Annotated in this window: 19 protein-coding genes; 14 read left to right on the forward strand and 5 right to left on the reverse strand. The window is 37.4% G+C overall.

The window, feature by feature from the left end:
- Positions 1-540 precede the first annotated feature (540 nt).
- The 9 genes from ESZ36_RS09450 (at position 541) to ESZ36_RS09490 (ending at position 8,984) form a co-directional block, all read left to right on the forward strand.
- On the forward strand, positions 541-906 hold the full coding sequence (locus tag ESZ36_RS09450; protein ID WP_146786803.1) for a response regulator: 366 nt from the start codon (positions 541-543) through the stop codon (positions 904-906).
- Entirely contained in the window at positions 903-1,511 is a 609-nt protein-coding gene (locus ESZ36_RS09455) for a chemotaxis protein (protein ID WP_146786806.1), read from the forward strand. The genes ESZ36_RS09450 and ESZ36_RS09455 overlap by 4 nt, the downstream gene beginning before the upstream one ends.
- Positions 1,511-2,512, forward strand: coding sequence for a GGDEF domain-containing protein (locus ESZ36_RS09460; RefSeq protein WP_146786808.1), 1,002 nt, complete (start codon positions 1,511-1,513; stop codon positions 2,510-2,512). The genes ESZ36_RS09455 and ESZ36_RS09460 overlap by 1 nt, the downstream gene beginning before the upstream one ends.
- A gap of 137 nt (positions 2,513-2,649) precedes the next feature.
- Entirely contained in the window at positions 2,650-2,724 is a 75-nt protein-coding gene (gene thrL / locus ESZ36_RS23175) for a thr operon leader peptide (RefSeq protein ID WP_146787372.1), read from the forward strand.
- 152 nt (positions 2,725-2,876) lie between these two features.
- Complete coding sequence (thrA, locus tag ESZ36_RS09470; RefSeq protein WP_146786811.1) at positions 2,877-5,354, forward strand: bifunctional aspartate kinase/homoserine dehydrogenase I; 2,478 nt, start codon at positions 2,877-2,879, stop codon at positions 5,352-5,354.
- Positions 5,354-6,340, forward strand: coding sequence for a homoserine kinase (gene thrB, locus ESZ36_RS09475; protein ID WP_146786813.1), 987 nt, complete (start codon positions 5,354-5,356; stop codon positions 6,338-6,340). The genes thrA and thrB overlap by 1 nt, the downstream gene beginning before the upstream one ends.
- Before the next feature lie 84 nt (positions 6,341-6,424).
- Complete coding sequence (thrC, locus tag ESZ36_RS09480; protein WP_146786816.1) at positions 6,425-7,729, forward strand: threonine synthase; 1,305 nt, start codon at positions 6,425-6,427, stop codon at positions 7,727-7,729.
- A gap of 129 nt (positions 7,730-7,858) precedes the next feature.
- A complete protein-coding gene (ung, locus tag ESZ36_RS09485; RefSeq protein WP_146786819.1) occupies positions 7,859-8,536 on the forward strand; it encodes a uracil-DNA glycosylase in 678 nt (225 codons plus the stop codon).
- Between the two features lie 145 nt (positions 8,537-8,681).
- Positions 8,682-8,984: a hypothetical protein gene (locus tag ESZ36_RS09490; RefSeq protein ID WP_146786822.1), complete on the forward strand. Its 303-nt coding sequence runs from the start codon at positions 8,682-8,684 to the stop codon at positions 8,982-8,984.
- 307 nt (positions 8,985-9,291) lie between these two features.
- Here ESZ36_RS09490 and ESZ36_RS09495 read toward each other — a convergent pair whose 3' ends face one another.
- From ESZ36_RS09495 to trxA, 4 genes are all read right to left on the reverse strand, one after another.
- Complete coding sequence (locus ESZ36_RS09495) at positions 9,292-9,870, reverse strand: GNAT family N-acetyltransferase (RefSeq protein ID WP_146786824.1); 579 nt, start codon at positions 9,868-9,870, stop codon at positions 9,292-9,294.
- A 106-nt stretch (positions 9,871-9,976) separates the two neighbouring features.
- A complete protein-coding gene (locus ESZ36_RS09500) occupies positions 9,977-10,930 on the reverse strand; it encodes a D-2-hydroxyacid dehydrogenase (RefSeq protein WP_146786827.1) in 954 nt (317 codons plus the stop codon).
- Between the two features lie 132 nt (positions 10,931-11,062).
- Entirely contained in the window at positions 11,063-12,268 is a 1,206-nt protein-coding gene (locus tag ESZ36_RS09505) for an NnrS family protein (protein WP_146786830.1), read from the reverse strand.
- Between the two features lie 176 nt (positions 12,269-12,444).
- On the reverse strand, positions 12,445-12,786 hold the full coding sequence (gene trxA / locus ESZ36_RS09510) for a thioredoxin (RefSeq protein ID WP_342779722.1): 342 nt from the start codon (positions 12,784-12,786) through the stop codon (positions 12,445-12,447).
- A 197-nt stretch (positions 12,787-12,983) separates the two neighbouring features.
- Between trxA and ESZ36_RS09515 the strand changes: the two genes are divergently transcribed.
- The 5 genes from ESZ36_RS09515 to ESZ36_RS09535 all read left to right on the forward strand — a co-directional run bounded on the left by ESZ36_RS09515 (position 12,984) and on the right by ESZ36_RS09535 (position 20,408).
- The gene (locus ESZ36_RS09515) at positions 12,984-13,916 is read left to right on the forward strand and encodes a LysR family transcriptional regulator (protein ID WP_246129045.1); all 933 of its coding nucleotides are present in this window, start codon (positions 12,984-12,986) and stop codon (positions 13,914-13,916) included.
- A 99-nt stretch (positions 13,917-14,015) separates the two neighbouring features.
- On the forward strand, positions 14,016-14,690 hold the full coding sequence (locus tag ESZ36_RS09520; RefSeq protein ID WP_146786839.1) for an alpha/beta hydrolase: 675 nt from the start codon (positions 14,016-14,018) through the stop codon (positions 14,688-14,690).
- Positions 14,691-14,781: 91 nt separating this feature from the next.
- Positions 14,782-15,708, forward strand: coding sequence for a tetratricopeptide repeat protein (locus tag ESZ36_RS09525; RefSeq protein WP_146786843.1), 927 nt, complete (start codon positions 14,782-14,784; stop codon positions 15,706-15,708).
- A 572-nt stretch (positions 15,709-16,280) separates the two neighbouring features.
- Positions 16,281-18,689 (forward strand): TonB-dependent receptor, encoded by a 2,409-nt coding sequence (locus ESZ36_RS09530; RefSeq protein ID WP_146786846.1) that lies wholly within the window; start codon positions 16,281-16,283, stop codon positions 18,687-18,689.
- A gap of 135 nt (positions 18,690-18,824) precedes the next feature.
- Entirely contained in the window at positions 18,825-20,408 is a 1,584-nt protein-coding gene (locus ESZ36_RS09535) for a tetratricopeptide repeat-containing sulfotransferase family protein (RefSeq protein ID WP_146786849.1), read from the forward strand.
- Between the two features lie 124 nt (positions 20,409-20,532).
- Here ESZ36_RS09535 and ESZ36_RS09540 read toward each other — a convergent pair whose 3' ends face one another.
- A complete protein-coding gene (locus ESZ36_RS09540) occupies positions 20,533-21,906 on the reverse strand; it encodes a sigma 54-interacting transcriptional regulator (protein ID WP_146786852.1) in 1,374 nt (457 codons plus the stop codon).
- Positions 21,907-21,919: the final 13 nt, after the last annotated feature.

A 21,919-nucleotide genomic window follows, 5' to 3' on the forward strand; every position in this document is an offset into this window, starting at 1 on the left:
CAATATACCTACCGTTAACTACACTTTTTGCTGTAGCAATAAATTATAATCGATTCATTAACTCTCTTTTATTTATTATTTAAATTTTAAAAGGCAATGTGATGAAAATTAGTTTCGATAATATCAAAATTATCATGGTTTATATCAGCTCAGCTGTATTCTCTATTGCTTGTGCTTTTTTTATCATTGGTGCCTAGTTGTAACGGCTTATATGCTCTGATAGTGAATAACCATTAACAACTCCAAACTTTGCCTTTAACCTTTAAATCTCGCTATGTAAATGATACATACTGTTCATATCTTGTACTGCTTATATTCCAAAACGTTAGTTCTCTCTTAAATCGATTACGACGTATTCATATTCAATTCTTATCTCTTTAGTTACATTCGAAGTGGAGTGATTTCGTGCTAAAAGTACGAGTTTTTCATTTATAAATGAACTATCTACATAATATTGTTAAAAAAATGAATTGTTAATTAACAATTGCTTATATTTAGGGTAAATTATCTACAATAAAATAAAATAAGGTCCCTCCTTCTATGAGCCCATCGGTGCTTATTTGTGATGATTCAAACATGGCCAGAAAGCAAGTGCTTAGAAGCCTTCCTGAGGAATGGAAAGACTCCGTTCAAATTGCTTGTAATGGTGCAGAAGCACTAACAATTTTACGTGATAATAGTATCGAAATTCTCTTTCTTGATCTTACTATGCCGGGGATTGATGGTATTGGTGTTTTACAAGGCATACAAAAACTAAACCTTAATTGCAGTGTTTTTGTTATTTCAGCAGATATTCAGCCTGAAATGCAAAGTAAGGTAAAAGCACTAGGAGCAAAAGAGTTTATGCGTAAGCCTGTACAAGCAGATGTATTACTTAATAATTTGCGACAACATGGCCTTCTATGAATGAATTTCACCTAACTGAAGACCAACAAGATTGCTTACAAGAGCTCATTAATATTGCTATGGGACAAGCTAGTGATCAACTTGCTCGTTATCTGGATACTTTTGTTTATTTGAAAGTCCCGAGTATTGAGAGTGTAGCAGCTAAAGATCTGATGAAAACCTTGAGTCAGCAGAAAAATACTATGGCCGTTGTAAGCCAAGGATTTTTTGGTTATGAAGGAATTCGAGGTGAAGCATTATTGGTTTACCAAGAAGAGGGCTCAGCTAGAATCGCTGATTTATTGGGATATGAACCAGATGAATTATCACAAGATGAGCAATTAATTGATATTAGTTCCATTTTAACGACAACTTTTTTAAATGTATTTGCTCAGCAGATTAATAATCAATTGTCTTATAATGCGCCAAAATTATTGCCGAATATACAGGAAATATTATCTGAACATTTACAACAAATGCCGTTTACTTGGGATTTAGCATTAAAAGTAAATATTAATTATCAAGTGACTGATTATTCTTTTAATTGCAATATGATCTTATTGATCCCTGAAACAGCGATCACGAATATAAAACATGTACTTGATCGAATTTTGGAAGAATTCTAATGCCTGATATTAATACACCAATTTCACCCGCGATTTCAGAGGTACCTGATGTAAATGAACTGGTTCTCAAACAAATCAATAGCCAAATTGCTAACCAACTAAATACCGGTGTTTTGGTAGTAGATGCTGATTTTAATATTGTTATTTGGAATCGTTTTTTACAGGTTCATACCGATAAAATACCAGGCAATATTATTGGGCAATCTATTTTTTGTGCATTTCCTGAGCTGCCACAACGTTGGTTATCTCGTAAACTTAGCTCAGTTTTACAATTAAATACGCCAAGCTTTTGTTCTTGGCAACAAAGACATCACTTATTCGAATTACCTCACACTCGGCCGATCACAACAGATAGTGAGTTTATGGCGCAAAACTGCACCTTTCTACCTATAGAAACTGATGATAATAGCAAATATATTTGTATCTTAATTGAAGATGTTACTGACGCTTGTCATTATCAAATGCAATTGCAAAAGACCTTAGCTGAAATAGCGCAAATAAGCCGTATAGATGGTTTAACTCAAATCTATAATCGAAGACATTGGCAAGACTCACTAGAGCAAGAATACGCAAAAGCACGACGACATGACAAAAAGTTATCATTGATAATGCTTGATTTAGACCACTTTAAACTGCTCAACGATAATTATGGCCATCAAGGTGGCGATATGGTGTTAATTGAGGTCAGTGCTTTAATAAGTGCCTTATTAAGAGTTGAAGACACCTTTGGTCGTTATGGTGGAGAAGAGTTCGCTATTATTTTACCTGAGACAGATTCTGCAGGAGCAATAGAACTTGCACAGCGTATTTGTCGAATAATAGCCATAACACCGTTCACTTATAATGATCAGGTGATAAACGTAACCGTCAGCTTAGGCGTTGCACAACTTAGTAGCAGAGAAGCAAATTATGAAGAACTGATCACCCAAACGGATAGTGCTTTATATCAAGCGAAATCTCAGGGTCGCAATCAAGTATGTAATGCTACTGAACTTCTATAAAGATGCAAAATGAGTATTTATCTGTGTAAACACGTTAATGCCTATTATTAAATTATATGCATAAATTATAACTTTTTATTTAATATTTTTTATCATTATAGATTGACAGTTACTGCAACTTAAGGCACTTTAGGGTTATGAAAATAAACACCAGCCACATTACTATTATTACAACCACTACCACCCTAATTAGGATGGCGGTCGCTGGCTAACGTGTATAAATGAAAATTTTATCGAAGCCCGTGACCTGAAAAGGTTACGGGCTTTTTTATGTTTACAATGAAGAGTATTAACTCTAATAGCTTAAATAGCTCAATAAGCAAAGAGTATCTTTATTCACTATTTCTTTATAAAGGAAGAAAACATGCGTGTACTTAAATTTGGTGGCTCTTCACTAGCTTCAGCAGAGCGTTTTCGTCAAGTTGCCGATATTATCCAAAATAAAAGCGAATCATCAAAACTTGCCGTTGTTGTATCGGCCCCACAAGGGGTTACCAACCACTTAGTTGCTATGACTGAAAACATTAGTGATGAAGAAAAGGTAGTGGCAGATTTAGGTCATTTTAAACGTGCAATTACTACTATTATCGATGATTTATCGGCAAGTATAAGCAACTTTAATAATCAACATTGTGAGCAAGCGTTAGCTAATTATGAACATCAAATTTCACGCTATATGCAAGGCGCAACGTTACTAACCTATTGCCCTGATCATATCCGTGCTCGTATTATCAGTACCGGTGAACGTTTAAGTGTGGCAATACTTGATGCCGTATTACAAGCTTATAGCTTACAAGTATCACTGTTAGCACCAGAAAAGTTTTTATATACCAACAAGTCATCCTTAAATGCAGTGGCAGATTTAGTACTATCGAAAGAAAAATTTGAGCATGAATACACTGAATTAAATCAAGTATCGTTAATGCCTGGTTTTATTGGGGTAAATGCGGACAACAATGATGGTATGCCAGAAGTAACTACATTAGGGCGTAATGGCTCTGATTATTCAGCAGCGGTATTAGCTGTTTGTGCTGAAGCTGAATGTTGTGAGATTTGGACTGATGTAGATGGGGTCTATAATGCAGACCCTCGTTATATTAAAGAAGCCAAATTACTTGATTATTTATCTTATCAAGAAGCAATGGAGTTATCTTATTTTGGTGCAAGTGTTTTACACCCAAAAACAATCGGACCTATTGCTCAGTACCATATCCCTTGTTTGATTAAGAATACCAGTAACCCAAGTGCACCGGGTACTTTAATCTCCAATGAGAATGACCAACAAAAACGCGTTAAAGCAATTTCTAACCTTGATGACTTAACCATGGTCAATGTGTCAGGACCTGGCATGAAAGGCATGGTAGGCATGGCGAGTCGCGTATTCGCAACCATGAGCAGAGAAAATATTTCTTTGGTACTGATTAGCCAATCATCTAGTGAGTATTGCATTAGCTTTTGTATTTACTCAAGTGATGCTGCGCGTGCTAAACAAAGTTTGCACGAAGAGTTTGAATTAGAGCTGTTAAATGGCCTACTTGAACCTTTAGCGCTAAAAGGTGAACTATCCATTGTGTCGCTTGTCGGTGATGGTATGCACCATCAACGGGGCGTAGCAGCTAAGTTCTTTAGTTCATTGGCACAAGCTCGAGTTAATGTGGTTGCTATTGCTCAGGATTCATCGGAGCGTAGTATCTCTGTCGTTGTTGAGCAGCGAAAATGTATGGATGCAATGAAAGTAAGTCATCAGAATTTCTTTTCTCATAAACCCACTATTGATGTTTTCTTAGTAGGGTGTGGTGTTGTTGGCAGTGAGCTGATCGCACAAATATCTCGTCAACAAACGAGTTTGAAAAAGCAAAATATTGTCTTGAAAGTTTACGGTATTGCTAACTCGAAAGGTATGGTGTTTGACAAAGAAGGTATCGATTTAAATAACTGGCAAGAAGCTATGGCGAATGCAGGTGAGGCGCTAGCAGTTAATGTAGATAACCTTAAAGGTTTTGTTCGTGATAATCATCTAATTAACCCTGTTTTTGTTGACTCAACGTCAAATGAAACATTAGCAATGAATTATGTCGATTACCTAGCTGAAGGTTTTCATATTGTTACGCCAAATAAAAAGGCGAATACTGATTCTTGGGAATATTATCAAGAGCTACGCAGTACAGCACAGAAAACCAATCGTCGTTTCTTATATGAAACAACGGTAGGTGCAGGTTTACCTGTTATTGATACCTTACAAAGTTTAATTAAAGCGGGTGATGAATTACAACGCTTTGAAGGTGTATTGTCGGGTTCGCTATCTTATATGTTTGGTAAGTTAGAAGAGGGTATGTTGTTATCAGAGGCGACTGCAATTGCTAAAGAGAATGGGTTTACTGAACCGGATCCTCGCGATGATTTAAGTGGTATGGACGTTGCTCGTAAATTATTGATTATGGCTCGTGAAGCTGGCATGCAGCTTGAGTTATCAGATATCAATATTGAGTCAGTATTACCCGATGATTTTGATGCCAGTGGTGATGTTAGTCAGTTTATGAGTAACTTAACTAAGCTTGATAGTGACTTTGCTGAGCGTGTAGCGAGTGCAAAATTAGAAGGTAAAGTGCTTCGTTATATTGGTAATATTGTTGATGGTAAATGCCAAGTTTCTATCGAGTCTGTAGGAATAAACCACCCGTTATATAGCATTAAAGATGGCGAAAACGCCTTGGCTATTCATAGTCGTTATTACCAACCTTTACCGTTTGTTTTACGCGGTTACGGTGCGGGCGCAGCGGTTACAGCGGCAGGTGTTTTTGGTGATTTATTAAGAACCTTAGCATGGGAGCAACAGCACTAATGTCAGTTACTAATACCACTGTTAATAAAAGTGTGTCGGTTTTTGCACCGGCCTCTATAGGTAATGTTAGTGTGGGCTTTGATGTTTTAGGGCTCGCAGTAAAGCCGGTAGATGGTACATTATTAGGTGATGTTGTCACTGTAAATGCAACAACCAGCAATGATAATAGTCTAACGGTTATCGGTATTTTTGCTGATAAATTACCAAGTAATAAGGAAGATAATATTGTTTGGTCTTGCCTATTATTGTTTAATGAGCAATTAATCAGTGTTAAAGAAACACCTGTTTTTGTTGCAATTACTTTAGACAAAAAAATGCCTGTTGGCAGCGGTTTAGGATCAAGTGCTTGCTCTGTTGTAGCAGCGCTAGCCGCCTTGAATGCCTTTTATGCTAAATACCATAACTTTAGTTTTGATGAAAATGTTATATTAAAAATGACAGGGCAAATGGAAGCGCAAATTAGTGGCAGCTTACATTATGATAATGTTGCGCCATGTTATTTAGGTGGTTTGCAATTAATGGTTCCTGATGAAAATGTGATCTCGCGCATTTTACCAAGTTTCGATGATTGCTATTATGTAATGGCGTATCCTGGTATCGAAGTATCAACTAAAGCAGCCAGAGACGTTTTACCTACAACTTATAGTCGTAGTGACGTTATCAGCTACGGTCAAAACTTAGCTACATTTGTTGATGCATGTCATCGTCAAGATAAAAGCCAAGCATTCTCAGTACTAACCGATGTGATTGCAGAACCATATCGCACAGACTTGTTGCCAAAATATGAAGCCTCTCGAGATTATTTAAGCTCGCAAGGCGCGTTAGCCGTTGGAATTTCAGGCTCAGGCCCGACACTATTTTGTGTTTGTGATAGCGAAAAACAAGCAGAGAAATTTGCCCTATGGTTACAAGAGAACTATTTACAAACAGCATTAGGCTTTGTCCATGTGTGTAAAGTCGATGATGTTGGCGCAACAGAAATTTAACTTATATATTAATAACGATTGGCATTGGTCATATATAAATACGACGGCTAACCAATCTTAGTGAACAGATTATTAGGAACAACAGTGAAATATTATAATTTAAAAGAAAATGATGAGCAGGTAACTTTTGCTCAAGCAGTCAAGCAAGGTTTAGGTAAAAATCAGGGCTTGTTTTTCCCTACCGATATGCCAAAACTTGATAATATCGAAGAGCTATTAGCACTGCCTTTAGTAGAGCGTAGTGTGAAAATATTACAACCCTTTGTTGAAGGTGATTTAACGAAAAGTGAATTAACTGACATTGTTACAGATGCTTTTAATTTCCCTGCTTTATTACAGCCTATTAGCCCAGAACGTGCCATTTTAGAATTATTCCATGGGCCAACGTTAGCTTTTAAAGACTTTGGTGCTCGCTTTATGGCCAAATGTTTACAGGTATTTGTTGCTAAAGATGCTAAAGCAAGTGGTGAGACTAAACCTTTAACCATTTTAACTGCTACGTCAGGTGATACAGGTGCGGCTGTTGCTCATGCATTCCACGGTATTGATAACATTCGTGTTGTTATCATGTATCCGAAAGGAAAAATCAGCTTGCTACAAGAAAAAATGTTTACCACGTTAGGTGGAAATATTGAAACATTAGCAGTTGATGGTGACTTTGATGATTGCCAAACATTAGTAAAGCAGTCTTTTGATGATAAAGAATTGGCAAATACCATTGGTTTAAATTCAGCTAACTCGATAAATATCAGTCGATTACTAGCGCAAGTATGTTATTACTTTGAAGCCGTAGCACAATTATCTCGAGCGAAAAGTGATTTAAGTAGCATCGTATTCTCAATTCCAAGTGGTAACTTTGGTAACCTAACCGCGGGCTTATTTGCCAAAGCGATGGGCTTGCCAATTAAACGTTTTATTGCCGCAACTAACGCCAATGATACTGTGCCACGTTATCTAGAAACAGGTGAATGGACTCCGAATAGCACGGTAGCCACTATTTCAAATGCAATGGATGTGAGTAACCCGAATAATTGGCCACGCGTTGAACATATGTTGAAGAGTGGTATTGTTGAGCAGGGTTGTGTTAGCTCAGTATCTATTGACGAAGAACAAACCCAATCAACCGTCATCCAACTTCGTAAGTTAGGTTATATTAGTGAACCGCATGCTGCTGTCGCTTATAAAGCACTACAATATAGCGCTGCTGAAGGCGAGTTTGGTGTCTTTTTAGGAACAGCTCATCCAGCTAAATTTAAAGAAGTTGTTGAAAGTATTCTTGGTCAACCGTTAGGCTTACCAAAAGAGCTTGCCGATTGTGCTGGCGAGCCTATTTTGTCGCAAGATCTTGCAGCAAATTTCAATGATTTACGTAGCTACCTGCTGAGTTAAGCTGGGTGTAAAACCTCGCACTAACTATTTTGAGAATGCTTAATTGCATTACTTAACGTAAAATATAAAAGCTATCACTTAGGTGATAGCTTTTTTTATTGCTAAACCCCTAAATCGTTGGATATGAATATGATGAAACCACAATGGCAACAGCTTGTTAATCGAGAAGCGAAGCAAGGCTACTTTAAAAAATTAGTCACTGAAATAGCAAAACAAAGAGCGTCAGAAATTTCAATTTATCCAGCAGAAAATGATGTTTTTAATGCCTTTAATCATGTCGATATAGCGGGGGTTAAAGTTGTCATTCTAGGGCAAGATCCTTATCACGGAAAAGATCAGGCACACGGCTTAGCTTTTTCAGTGCAGGATGGAGTTAAGGTACCACCATCACTTGTTAATATTTATAAAGAACTGTCGACTGATGTTGAGGGCTTTAAAACACCAAAGCACGGCTGCTTAACACATTGGGCAGAGCAAGGAGTACTTCTGCTAAATACGGTTTTAACTGTGCAGCAAGCAAATGCTCATTCCCATGCAAAGTTGGGTTGGGAGACCTTTACTGAACAAGCCATTAACGAATTAAATGAGCACAATGATGGCTGTGTCTTTATTTTATGGGGAGCACATGCACATAAGAAAGGTAAAAATATTAACCAAGAAAAACATTTAGTTTTAACGGGGCCACATCCATCACCACTGTCTGCTTACAGAGGTTTTTTTGGCAGCAAACACTTTTCCCAAACTAATGATTGGTTAGCTAAACACGAAATTAATCAAATTGATTGGCATTTACCTCTAGGGACTTAGGGTAAAAGAAATTAATGATAATTCCTCTACTATTGAAAGTGCGTGATTTCAGTAGCAGTTATCACAGTGCCTTAACAACTTTATAATGGATTTTATTCTGCTATATTTTAAATAGCATGGAGTTCTACACTGAGGGGAAAACCTAATGAGCATAAATTTTTCACCGTTCGATGAATCGTCAGTGATAATACTGAAACTATTAGCACAGCACTTTCCTACGCCAACAGAAATTGGCTTTAACGATGTTTTTGTCGACTCTGAGATGGACATTGACAAACGTGCTGCTCATATTGGCACGATAGCGTTTTTACGTCATGAAGATCTTATCGCTCATGACGTGGGTAGCGCATCGTCTTTTATTCTTACTCGAAAAGGATTAGCGTTATTTAATGAAGATATCATTAAGCGTTTAAAAGAGCAGCTCAAAAGTGAGGTAAATAATATTTAATCTCAACCTAAGCCGCTGTTCTACTTATACCCACTCCACTTGAATATGCTCGTTTCAGGAAGTTTGAGCGATTCATAATCAAGGCGCATTTTTTTATTAAGGGTCATTCCCTTAAAAAGAAATGTAACGCAGAGTATGATTTGCTCAGTCTTCCCCAGGGGGCTGGTTTAGAAACGCTTTATGCTGCGTTATTGATTTCGACAATAGAATAACTATTCTCTTCAATCAATGTCTTGCCTAAAGGCGTTTCTAATTCCAGCTGAATCATGCATCTTCAAGTGGAACGGGTATAGATAGCTACAGAATATTAATTATCAAAATGAATAATCATTTCGGCAGCTTCACAATGACAATTGTGGCCACATAAAATACAGCTATAGCCTTGTTTACTCTCTTCATTCCACTTGTCAGGGTGTGATTTTATTAATTTTCCGCCACATTTACTGAAATATGACACGGCACTATTATTCGGGCTTTGTTTCCATAAATGACTTATGCCTGCTTGAGCGCCTTGTTGCTGTGCAGCGTTGATGGCAAGTTGTAATAGTTGTCTACCAATGCCTAAGCCTCGATATTTTTCATCAACGGTATTACATTTGAAATAACAGCACTTTTGGCTATCTACTTGCCATAAGTGTGGGCTGCACCATTGATCTATTTGCCATTGATTGGCCGAATAAGTACTACGAAAGCCGACAACTTGGTCATCAAGCAGGGCGACAAAACTACAGTTAATGTTATTAATTATGCCTTTATTGGTCCACTCAATAATTTTATCATCATCTAAATAACCATCGCCATGAACAAAATTGGCGAGCGTGATCACTTGTGAGAAATATTCTGATGTTAAAGCTAAATACTTAATAGTGTCATTTTTAATTGTCATGGTTTTCTTAACGCATCTAATTGATTATCTCAACGCTAAGATAGCAAAGCTTTAACTAACTTGCAGTGAAATTTACTTATCAATTAGTTGGGGTAACTGAGCTAGTTTACGTTAAACGATTTAATCGTTCGCCTTGGGTAAAGGAAATAATATTTTGGCTTAATAAATCAATTAAACGCTGTTGAGCTTCACTACTTGCCCAAGCGATATGCGCGGTTATTTTTAAATTGGTTAGCTTGTTATTAAGTAGTATGTGATCAGCAGAAGGCGGCTCTTGTGTTAATACATCTAAAATTGCATAGGAAATTTCTTTCGTTTTTAAAGCATTCAATAGAGCTGACTCATCAATTAATGCTCCTCGAGCTGTATTGACCAATACGGCGGTGTTTTTCATGCGAGATAATACACTTTCATTAATAAAATTTTCAGTTTCAGGCGTTTGCGGGCAATGTAAACTGAGAATATCTGCTTGTTCTATGACCTGATCAAAAGAAACTCGTTCTACTCGAATAGTGCTGGCTTGAGGCCGTTCACTAATGAGTACTTTCATATTAAACGCCTTCGCAATATCAGCAACTGCTTTACCTAGGCTACCGTAGCCAATAATACCAAGCGTTTTTCCTGCTAATTCACTGATGTTATTACCGTGATAACAAAAGGTATCATTGCTTGACCATAAACCTTGTTCAGTATTGCTATTATGGTGACTTGTTTGCTGATAATACTCGAGTAACTGGGCAAAGACATACTGTGCGACAGACTGTCCCGCATAACCACTAACATTCGTTACGGCAATATTTAAATGACTAGCAGCTTCAATATCTACATTGTTATAACCCGTTGCACTGATACAAATGAGCTTTACCTTAGGTAAGGCGGATAAAACTTCTGCCGTTAACTGTACTTTATTGGTAATAATAATATCTGCATCTAGACAGCGCGCCATTACCTCAGTAGGTGACGTATTGGCATAACAAACTAACTGGGTTACCTGTTGCTCAATGACAGAAAAATCAATGGCAGAACTGAAGGTTTGTTTATCTAAAAATACTGCGCGCATGGTGTTTACTCTATTTTTTATAGTTGCCTAATAAAAATAAGCTAGGTAATTCGAATAGAACTAGCTAGCTTATTTACATATTCAGGTACCGCAAGACATTGCTGTCATGTTATATAAAGAGTGTAAATCACTCTACCCAGGTCGACCATCTTTTCTTTCGTTTATTAACATAGGACCGTAACCGGCAATAAATATAACAAAAGCAATGATCCAAAATCCACCACTGATATCAATAAATAATAAAGTTTTTTCAGGAACAGCCCATGGGCCAAAGGAACGTACCAGTGCGGCTAAATTTATTAAGATATAGGCAACTGTCATTGATTTTGGTGGTGTTAATGGACGGCCTGTATGGCCTAAAGAAACACGTGATATCATGGCTAAAATCATACCGCCAATACCGCCAATAGTCAGTAAGTGCCACACATGATTACTTGTTACTTCAGGTATTAAATAACTTGCACCAAGCACGAATAAACCAAAGCAGATAAATTTCATAGCGCCGTGAATAGACCATAAAAGAGGAACATTTAACGTTATCCAAGGACGCCATCTCACCCAACGCATCGTTTGAAATACGCTAGCAATGATAAGTAATACGCCAAAGAATGTCGCCGAAAAACCAACTATTGGTTGTAGTAGAAGACTGAACATAGCAATATCTAAACTTCCATTAGCAGCTTTATCTAACCAAGGTAGCGGTGCAGCTTTAGGCGTTTTTGTGCCATTGGCTGTAAACATTGGAGCAACACGACCAGCCATTACTGACATTAAAAAGGTTACTAACATAACACCCGCATAACCAGAGTAGACGCTATTGAATGTTGTCGGGTAATGTATTGATAAGTGCATCTCTAAATTAGCGATTGTGAATAAAGCGAGTAGCGGTACAAAGAACAAATTACGGTATTGCTTCATGGCAATAATTGGTTTGGCTAAGACATAAGCAACAGTGGGTAGAAAAAGTAGGTCGATTAGGCTGCTTAGTGTTGAGCCGAGTAAGTCAGGAACGACTAGCAAAGTGCGACCCGCTAACCAGAGCATGAATAATGCGAGTAGTGTATTGCCTTGAGCGCCTCTAACGCCAGTCCAATTTTGTACAGCAGTTAATAAAAAACCTGCAATAATGGCGCCGCCAAAACCAAAAATCATCTCATGAATGTGCCACCAATAACCGCCGCCTAAAGGTGATAAGCTAATTGTTCCCTTATACATTAATAGCCAAAGCGTAATGGCGAAAACGCTAAATAACGCCCCGCTTAGAAAAAAAGGTCTAAAACCTAAGCGTAATAACGGTGGAATTTTTTGTTCTGTTTTTAAGTCGGTGATTTGCATCATTTGCGTGCCTTGTATACATCTAAGATAATTACGACATAATTGTTAAGAATGATTGTAATGAATAGTCAGTAGTGATGCCCGAAATAGATCAAGGTATGGTCAATAATATTGTGGAGATAACGAAAATAGATAGGCTATCAAGTGTTGATAGCCTAACTTGCTAATGGGGAGGTTTATTACTGTTGAACGAACTTTGTCACTTGGCTGACAGAAGCGGCTCCCACTTGTGTAGCGACCAACTCTCCTTTGTTCATTAATAGTAATGTGGGAATACCTCGAATACCAAACTTAGCCATCAATTCTTGGCTGTTATCTGCGTTTATTTTTATGACTTTAATATTTTCATGTTCTTGTGCTATTTGCTCAACAACGGGGGCTAGCATTTTACATGGTGCACACCATGGTGCGTAAAAATCTATTAGTACCTTGCCTGTTGCTTGTTCTACTTCTTGAGAAAATTGTTCAGCTAAAATCTCTTCAACTTTTATCAATGTATCTGTGCTCATGATGTACTCCATCTGTTTTTTTGTTACTAAATTTCTACCAAAGGGTAGCTAAATGCTGTTTATTTAATGCGTATATTTCAGGTGATATGTCAGCGGTTAATCAACCCTCAATCAGTAAATGCAGTGTACTGAAGTTGCAATTACTTTATTAGATGTGTTTAATGGAATTCATTGTTCTAAAAATGAAACAATAGAAAGGAAGTATAAAATTGAGTAATTTAGATGATTTGCATTTATTTGTTAGCTTAGTTGAAGCGGGATCTTTTACAGCCGCCGCAAAGGAGTTAGGTATAGCCAAATCTAAGTTAAGCCGGCGTTTAGTATCGCTAGAGAAGAAACTAGGTTGTGAGCTTCTTCTACGTACTACGCGAAAGCAAGAGCTCACCGATAGTGGCCGATTGCTTTTTTGTGCCAGCAAAGAGCATATAGATGCTTTGGCTAAGGTCGAGGAAGAGCTTTCTTCATCATTACATCAGCCCCAAGGTAAGCTGAATATTTTATTACCCCTAGATTTTTTTAACCAAATTATAAGTACATTAATTGGCGATTTCTTAAGTCGTTATCCTAAAATCCACTTACATTGTCAGCATTATTCAGGATCGGTTCCTGAATTTGATCCCAAGTTTGACCTTTGTTTTGTCTTGCATGAACAAGCGTTGCCAACAACAAACTGGATTGCTAAAGAATTGTTAAGTTTTCCACAATCTATTTATTATTCACCGACAATGTCGTCGGAAACAGAAAGTCAATTGTGTCAAGAAAAAGCAATTAAACCAGAACAACTTAGCCATTATGACTGTATTTTAGAAGAAGAAGGTCAGCCGTGGCATTTTCGTAATGGTGATAAAATTGAGCAAGTTAATGTTAACGGTAGAGTGGTACTTTCTAGTCCAGAAATGCGTCTTCGTGCGGCGGAGCAGGGCTTGGGTTTGTGTAAGTTACCCGACTATGTTTTAAAAAATAGTGTATTAAAAAGCCGAGTATTAAAGAACAATTCACAAGCGCAATCACTTCAACGATTATCACTTACTCATGAGAGTGTTGCTCAGCGCTTAAGTGTACTTTATCAAAGTCGCCATGTTGCTAGTAAAACGAGAACATTTTTAGATTATTTTCAAAGTAATGTCGGGCAATTGCTGTAAACCTCTCTAGGTGATCTTTTTCATATGCAGTTTTGCCACAGACACTAACGATTGTTATGATGTGACATCTTTTTATTAACGAATAAATCATTGAATTTTATGTCAGCAACATCACTTGAACGAATTACCGTAGAGCCTGAAACTCCAGCAACTTCCTGTGTAATCTGGTTACATGGTCTTGGAGACTCAGGTGCCGGCTTTGCACCTATTGTACCTATATTTTCTTTACCAGAAAATCACGGTATACGTTTTATTTTTCCTCATGCACCTGAGCAAGCCGTAACGATTAACCAAGGTTATGTTATGCGGTCTTGGTATGATATCAAAAGCCTAGATTTACATAATCGTGCTGATATGGACGGTGTTTTAGCCTCTGAAAAAAAGGTACAGGCGTTAATTCAAGAACAAATTGATCAGGGTATAGCAGCTAAAAATATCGTATTAGCTGGCTTTAGCCAAGGTGGTGTATTGAGTTTATTTACTGGTTTACGTTTTGGGCAAAGCTTAGCGGGTATCTTGGCATTATCTTGTTATTTACCTACATCCGATGCATTACCAGAGCAATGTCACAGTGCTAATGCAGCGACGCCTATTTTACAAAACCATGGTGAGCGAGATGATGTTGTACCAATGAGTGCTGGTAAAATGGCAAATACATTATTAACAGCAGCTGACTACAACGTGGCTTGGAAAAGTTATCCAATGGACCATTCGGTATTACCCGATCAGCTGAAGGATATTTCCGCTTGGTTACAAGCGAGGTTGTTAGGTTAGTCATTAAGTCCACATTGAGTAGTATAAATGGGTATAGTTGCTTTAAGTCGTGGTCTTGTTAGTCACTGACATATAAAACTGAGGATGATGAATGGACAGGATAAAAGCACGTAAGGGAATGGACAATACCGTGAAGGCAGCAATAAAGTTCAGGCCTGACAATGGCTGGTTTAATAGTCAGTACTTAACTGTTGCTAACGTGCTAAAAATCATAGTTTTCTTAACTCTGTGTTTTTTTATCTATAAAAAGTCTACCCAATCTCAACAAGAAAATGATGATAGCTTAATCTACCTTGCCATGCCTAAAGTAGATGACATTTACTTTTTAGACTTCAGAGTCCTCAGTGATAACCTGAGACCAAATGAAAAATATAGAATTGCTAAAGTAGTCGATATTACCGGTGATGTGGTAACGCTACTTTATGGCAATATCTTTTATCTACGCCAACAATCGCTAAAAGATAGTATTCGCTATGGCCAGTTAAGGTATAAAGGTTATTTTGAGTCTAAGCGTTATGACTTATCATTAACGCAGATAAAAGCAATGCATGACTCTAGCGCTATTTATATGGTTAAACGTCCAGATAAAAACATGCTATTTGGGAATTATATTAATGATCCTAAAACGGATCTAAGTACTAATTTGTATATTCCAGGTAAGCGTGAAAATCTCGCAGGTCTAAGTTTGCTAAAATCTGACTACCTTGAAAATAATGTAGAACAAGCTTTTGAACGTTTTAGTAGCTCAGCCCAGTTAGGCTTTGCACAAGGGCAAGTGAACTTCGCGCAAATGTACTTGAACGGTGATTATATTAATAAGGATCTCACTCAAGCCTTGTATTGGTTTAAGCAAGCAGCACTGCAAAGTGATAAAGCAGGCGTACTTAAATACGTGATTGTTTGTCGGCAGGTTAGTTCTTGCCAAGAGGCTGATTTTTACCAAGAGTTATTAGATGCTGGCGTAAATATAAAAGTGAGAAAAATCGATTTTACCTTATCACCTAATGAAATAAGTTAAACTTGTACAATCTACGTAGACTAATCTTATTTAGTCTACGTAATCTTATTGATAAGCTACAGCGTATAAAAATTGAGACTTACGTCGTTCATAAAACTAAGAAAATTACTTCAAGCAATAATGGTGTTTTTTATTATTACCTCTGTCTAATTTTTTATTCGTGTTTATTAGAAGCATTAATTTACCTAGTTTAGTCCCCCTCCCTCTATTTTACCCTTCTCTTGATTACCCCGAGTAAAAACAGTAATGAGATAAATAATCTAACAAACTAATTGAAATATTTGGATTAATTCTAGAAATGTTAATTTTGGCCAAAATATCCATCGTAACGCATAATGATCTTAAGCTGTCATTTAACTATTATGTGTAGGTAGTTATTCAATAAAACTGCATAACCATATATAATCCCAGTTAAGATGGAATAGCTGTTATAAATACAATAATTTATCGTTATGACATACCATTCCTTCATAATAAAAGTGATATTTGAATCAGAAAAACTTTCAAATAGTGAAAAAATTAACTATAAGAAGTGGCTACAAGCCATAAAAATAACATTTCGGAATAGACACATGAAAGTAAAAAATTCGCAGGTATTTAAGAAGTCTGCCATATGCTTAGCACTGAGTTCTGCACTGGCTTTACCGGTAAATAGTTATGCAGAAGAGACAGTTAAAGAACCTGCAGCGGATGGTATAGAGCGTATCCAAGTTACTGCCTCTCGTCGAGCATCTACAGTGCAAGAAGCGCCGTTAAATATCACGGCACTTGATGGTGATGTGATGAAAGATCAAAATATAACTCAGTTATCTGATGTTGCTCGTTGGGTGCCGGGTTTAAGTGTTGCCGATCAAGGTGGTCGTACCGGTTCTCCGATTATCGTTCGTGGTTTAAATACCAACTCTTCCGGTCCTGATTCTGATGCTGGCACTGTTGCCACTTATATTGGCGAAATCCCCCTTGTCGTTGATATGAAACTCATTGACGTTGAACGTGTCGAGGTTCTAATTGGTCCACAAGGAACTTTATATGGCGCTGGCACACTGGGTGGTGCTATCCGTTATTTGCCAAATAAACCGATACTAGACGAAACATCAGGCTCGCTTTATGGTGATGTTTTTACGTTATCAGAAAGTGATGATACCGGTGGTGAAGCTGGTTTTGTGTTTAATACACCACTTATCGACGATGAATTAGCGGTACGTTTTGCTGTTAATTATTTGGATGAGCCTGGTTATGTTGATTACAACTATGTGGTTCGTGAAGGGGGTGTTTCATTGCCGGATCCGGATTGGTCAGATAGTGATGCGGTTAACAGTAACTTGAAACAAGTGAAAGACGCTAATTTCGAGCAAACAACGACAGCAAAAGCAATGATTCGCTGGCAACCTAATGATATTTTTGATGCAACCTTGTCTTACTTTTATCAAAAACAGGAAATTGGTGGACGTTCTATCGTTCATAATAATAGTTTAAGTGAAACAAACCCGTTATCTACGGTTATGGGTGAATATGAATCAGGTTATCGTTATCAAGAGCCAAGAGAAAAAGAAGACACTTTACTTAGCCTAGAAATGACCGTTGATTTAGGTTTTGCTGAACTGACTTCTGCAACCGGTTATTCAGAGTTCGAAGCTCTTGGCCAACGTGATCAAACCGATTTATTGATTCGTTTAGATTATAGCTATGAAGAATTCCCAGGCTTCTCAGCTTTTACTCGAGAAGTTGATGAAGCTGAAAACTTCACCCAAGAAATCCGTTTAGTATCCACAGGAAATTCAGCATTCTCTTGGATTGTCGGCGCTTATTATAATAAATTTGAAAGCTTTAACGATAGTCGTGAATATACACCGGGTTTTGACCAATACGCCGTTGATAATTTTGGGGCAGAGCAATTACGTCCTGACTCTCTAGAATATGTCTCTGTGGATAAAGCCGAAATTACTGAGTCCGCTATTTTTGGTGAAATTACCTATAGCGTAACGGATAAGTTAACTTTGATGTTGGGAGCACGTTTCTATCAATATGATGTAGTCGCTCAATCTGATGCGGATTTACCTTTATTAAACACGATTTATGATGCGAGTTATGATCCAACATTAATAGATATAGAACTAATGGAGTCGGCAGCTGATGATGATGGCAGCCTATTTAAAGTTAATGCCAGTTATCAATTTAGTGATGATGTCATGGGTTACGCTACCATAAGTGAAGGTTTTCGAATTGGTGGTTCTAACGGAATTGCAGCTTGTGATGAAGATATTGGACAACAGCAAAGTGTTTGTGCTCAACCTGATGAATTATTGTATGAGCCAGATACCACCACAAACTACGAGTTAGGATTTAAGAGTACTTGGTTTAGTAATCAATTACACTTTAATGCCGCACTCTTTATGGTGGAGTGGGACAATGCTCAAATTGAAGGAGCGACGGAAGTTGGTCAACAACCTTACACCTCTAATGCGGGTGAAGCAGAGGCGTCAGGTGTTGAAATATCAAGCAGAGCCATGCTGACTGATAGTCTTATTGCTTATGCTACGTATGCTTATACTAAGGCAGAATTGACCAGTGATGATGTTCCTGACATTGGTTTGGCAGGTGATCGCTTACCCGGTTCACCAGAACAACAATTTTCATTAGGCGCAACCTATTCGACTGAAGTATTTGGTGGTACAGGTTTAGATATTAACTATGGTTTAACCTATCAAAGTGATGTTTACTCTAAAGTTGGACTACGAAATAATGGCGAAGCTTTACCCAGTTATGCGTTAAGTAATATGTCAGCACGCTTCTCTGAAGATGTTTGGTCGGTGACCCTATACGTAGATAACATGTTTGATAAATATGCTTATAGCTCAGTTCGTCGTGATGTGGGTGATATAACTACTGCAAATGATCCTGCAATTCAACGTAACTATGGTCACTACTTAATAACGCCACGTAAAGTAGGGATTCGCTTCGATTACTTGTTTGATCTGTAGGTATTGATTTAACAAGAAGTATGAAATTAAGGCACAGTATTATTTACTTTATATAAATAATACTGTGCCTTTTTTATAAGCAGTAGTGACTCAAAATAACTATTATCTAGTAAATTAAAATTAAATGGTTTAAGCATGTCTAACACAATAAAAAAATTGCACCAGCAAGCACAAAAAGCTTTAAATCAAGGTTTGTATCAACAAGCGCATCAGCATTTAATTTTAATTTTACAGCAAGATAAGTACTTTGCTGATGCCTATTTTTTATTAGCTATGATTGCCAGTGCCCATCATAATTTAACAAAAGCGATTGAATTGATTAAGCAAGCCAATGTACTTGCTCCTAAGAACCCTGAGTATTTATCACAACTTGCCAAACACTATGCGCTCGAAAATAATCATGTTGAAGCACTGCACTTTGCAGAACTTGCCGCTAAATTAATCGCTAAATTAACGGTTCAATCCTCATTAACTTTAGATACGCTCGGCGTGGCGTATAGCCAAATGGGATTGCATGAAAAAGCGGTTAAGTTTTTTAAAAAATCCGTGGCTATTAATGATAAAAATCCAAATTATTTCTTTAATTTAGGGGCTTCATTAAAATTTATTGGTGACTTCGATGGCGCTAAAAAAGCCTATGAAAAAACTATTTCAATGGCGCCAAACTATTACAAAGGACATTCGGCATTAACGGGGTTAGGTGGAATATCAAAAGACTGTAATCATATTCCTCTTCTTGAGCAATTATTTGAAAAAACTCAGCACGCAGACGATAGATTATATATAGGCCATGCCCTAGCACGTGAATATGAAGCCTTAAAAGATTTTGACAAAGCATTTCACTACTTAGATACGGCAAAAAAATTCAAGCTCAAACAATTGAACTACAGCATTAATGAAGACAAAGCGCTGTTTAAAAGTCTTGTGAGCCACTTTAAAGGCAGCAAGCCGTCTCTGTCCCAGGGATTTGAAAGCGATGAAGCAATATTCGTGGTTGGTATGCCAAGATCAGGGACAACCTTGGTTGAACGGATTATTTCACAACATACCGATGTGACTAGTGCAGGGGAGTTGCAACACTTTGGCTTACTCGTTAAAAAAATGGCTAAAACCGCTAGTAATCGTGTGATCGATACCGAGACAGTAACAGCAACAAAAAACATAAACTTTAATGAGTTAGGTAAAGCATATATTGAAAATACACGAGCAATAACCGGAAAGACAGCAAGGTTTGTCGATAAAATGCCATTAAATGTACTTTATGTTGGTTTTATTCTACAAGCATTACCCAAGGCAAAAATTATCTGTTTAGATAGAAATCCATTGGATACTATTGTGAGTAATTTTAGGCAGCTATTTTCTGTCAATCAATCGTATTACAGTTATGCTTACGATCTGAAAAGTACTACGGAATTTTATTTGTTATTCAAACAATTAGCTGAGTTGTGGCTAGAAATTTTTCCTGAAAATTTTTATCTAATTAATTATGAAAAATTGGTTAATGATCCTTTGAGTGAAGCCAAGCAGCTTATTGAATTTTGTGATCTTTCTTGGCAAGAACAATGTGTAGATATTCATCAAAACTCAGCACCAGTGGCTACCGCTAGTGCGCTGCAAGTTCGTAGTCCTATTAATAATCGCTCGATTGGTAATTGGAAAAAATATGATGCTTACCTTGATGATGTAAAAAAGAGTTTAGCCACTAACATTGACACTTAATCGTTTCAATCAATGTATTGTTTTATGGTTAGATAGCTAGACGTTAAGCTCCGGCCTGATGAAGTGCTATTTAGCCGTTACCAGTTAAGGAATCTGATATAACTTGAATGGTAGCAGCTATAAACTATTCTTCACGGTATGATTCAGCGACTAAATGATGACGATTTAACAGCTTATAAAACTCAGTACGGTTACGCTGAGCAATGCGTGCAGCTTGTGATACATTTCCTGCCGTAATTTTTAATAATTTAGATAAATAATCACGCTCAAAATGATCTCGTGCTTGCTGAAAAGATGGAAACTGAGTTGAATCATCACGTAGTGCATTTTTTACTAAATTTGCACTGATGACGCTTTCACTCGATAGTGCAATACTTTGCTCTATCACGTTTTGCAACTGCCTGATATTACCTGGCCAAGGGGCACTAATAAGTAACTCCATAGCTTCTTGATTGATGCTTTTTATGGGCACATTTGAGCGAGCAACCGCCTGATTTAAAAAGTATTGTACTAACAATGGAATGTCTTCTCTTCGTTGCGCTAAAGTGGGTAACTCTAACTCAACAACATTAAGTCGATAATATAAATCTTCTCTAAATGTACTGGCTTTAATCGCTTTTGTTAAATTAACATGAGTTGCTGAAATGATCCGTACATCGACCTTTACCGCTTGGGTGCTACCTACCGGTCTTACTTCTCGTTCTTGTAAAACGCGTAATAGTTTTACTTGAAAGCTTAGTGGCATATCACCAATTTCATCTAAGAATAAAGTACCGCCATTGGTTGCTTGAAATAAACCTTGATGATTTCGTTCAGCGCCGGTAAACGCCCCTTTAATATGACCAAACAATTCAGACTCAAGTAGTTGCTCTGGTATAGCAGCGCAATTGATTGCGGTGAATACTTTATTTTTTCTGTTACTGGCTTGATGAATTGCTTTTGCTAGCAATTCTTTACCTGTGCCGCTTTGACTATGAATAAGAACACTAAAATCACTGTTAGCTACTTGTTTGGCTTGTTGTAATAGTGAAGTCATCACAGTACTTCGACTAATTATATTATTACGCCATAGCTCTGTTTCACTCGTTTTTTCGCTATTTGAGGGCTGTAAACGTATTGCTTGCTCAACGGTATCGAGTAGCTCTTGGCTTTCAAAAGGTTTAGTTAAAAAACTAAATACACCCTGTTTAGTGGCGTTAATCGCATCAGGAATAGTGCCATGGGCAGTCATAATTACTACAGGGATATTCGGATGCTGTATTCTAATTTGTTCAAATAGTGCCATTCCATCCATGCCTTCCATACGCAAATCGCTAATAACTACCTGAGGAATAAAGTTTTGTAATCTTCCTAAAGCGATTTTTGCATTGGCGGCAGATTCAACATTATAGCCTGCAGCGGATAAACGAATACCGAGCAAACGTAACAAACTTGGATCATCATCCACTATAAGAATTTTAGCTGAGTTACTGGTAACTGTTTGGCTACTTAGGTTCATAATATTTTCTCTC

Source organism: Colwellia demingiae, assembly GCF_007954275.1.
In the GTDB taxonomy this organism is placed as follows: Bacteria; Pseudomonadota; Gammaproteobacteria; order Enterobacterales; family Alteromonadaceae; genus Colwellia; species Colwellia demingiae.

Bases quoted from the DNA above. Each gene is read 5' to 3' on its own strand.
- ESZ36_RS09535 (WP_146786849.1), top strand. From the start codon at position 18,825: ATGTCTAACACAATAAAAAAATTGCACCAGCAAGCACAAAAAGCTTTA.
- ESZ36_RS09505 (WP_146786830.1), bottom strand. From the start codon at position 12,268: ATGATGCAAATCACCGACTTAAAAACAGAACAAAAAATTCCACCGTTA.
- ESZ36_RS09490 (WP_146786822.1), top strand. From the start codon at position 8,682: ATGAGCATAAATTTTTCACCGTTCGATGAATCGTCAGTGATAATACTG.
- ESZ36_RS09450 (WP_146786803.1), top strand. From the start codon at position 541: ATGAGCCCATCGGTGCTTATTTGTGATGATTCAAACATGGCCAGAAAG.
- ESZ36_RS09460 (WP_146786808.1), top strand. From the start codon at position 1,511: ATGCCTGATATTAATACACCAATTTCACCCGCGATTTCAGAGGTACCT.
- ESZ36_RS09455 (WP_146786806.1), top strand. From the start codon at position 903: ATGAATGAATTTCACCTAACTGAAGACCAACAAGATTGCTTACAAGAG.
- ESZ36_RS09525 (WP_146786843.1), top strand. From the start codon at position 14,782: ATGGACAGGATAAAAGCACGTAAGGGAATGGACAATACCGTGAAGGCA.
- thrB (WP_146786813.1), top strand. From the start codon at position 5,354: ATGTCAGTTACTAATACCACTGTTAATAAAAGTGTGTCGGTTTTTGCA.
- thrA (WP_146786811.1), top strand. From the start codon at position 2,877: ATGCGTGTACTTAAATTTGGTGGCTCTTCACTAGCTTCAGCAGAGCGT.
- trxA (WP_342779722.1), bottom strand. From the start codon at position 12,786: ATGGAGTACATCATGAGCACAGATACATTGATAAAAGTTGAAGAGATT.
- ung (WP_146786819.1), top strand. From the start codon at position 7,859: ATGATGAAACCACAATGGCAACAGCTTGTTAATCGAGAAGCGAAGCAA.
- ESZ36_RS09500 (WP_146786827.1), bottom strand. From the start codon at position 10,930: ATGCGCGCAGTATTTTTAGATAAACAAACCTTCAGTTCTGCCATTGAT.
- ESZ36_RS09520 (WP_146786839.1), top strand. From the start codon at position 14,016: ATGTCAGCAACATCACTTGAACGAATTACCGTAGAGCCTGAAACTCCA.
- ESZ36_RS09540 (WP_146786852.1), bottom strand. From the start codon at position 21,906: ATGAACCTAAGTAGCCAAACAGTTACCAGTAACTCAGCTAAAATTCTT.
- ESZ36_RS09495 (WP_146786824.1), bottom strand. From the start codon at position 9,870: ATGACAATTAAAAATGACACTATTAAGTATTTAGCTTTAACATCAGAA.
- ESZ36_RS09530 (WP_146786846.1), top strand. From the start codon at position 16,281: ATGAAAGTAAAAAATTCGCAGGTATTTAAGAAGTCTGCCATATGCTTA.